Here is a 231-nt window from a genome sequence, read left to right as displayed (position 1 = left end):
ATCATCGATGCATAGCCTTGCGCGATGGTCGTGCCGACATAACCCGTCAGCGCGTTCGTGAAGCCGCGCTGCCACGTGCCTTGCATGAAAAACGGGTTGCCCGCTGTTTGCGTATCACGGAGCGTGCCCGCCGCGACGCTGAAGCGGCTGATGCCGGGGCGCAGCGACAACGGCACCGCGGCGTACGGCACCTTGAACGAATGCACGCTGCCATCCGCCTCGGTCACCTCG

The 231-nt window shown here is 64.9% G+C and carries 1 protein-coding gene; it reads right to left on the bottom strand.

Features of this window, described 5'->3' with window-relative positions:
* Nucleotides 1–231 (bottom strand): fimbria/pilus outer membrane usher protein (locus tag SB751_RS35755; protein ID WP_410749700.1); only part of this gene is annotated, 231 nt, incomplete at both ends.

The sequence above is a fragment of the Cupriavidus sp. SIMBA_020 genome (assembly GCF_046535395.1).
In the GTDB taxonomy this organism is placed as follows: Bacteria; Pseudomonadota; Gammaproteobacteria; order Burkholderiales; family Burkholderiaceae; genus Cupriavidus; species Cupriavidus campinensis.
Note: the sequence above shows the minus strand (reverse complement) of the source record. Positions and strands in the feature narration are given on the sequence as shown.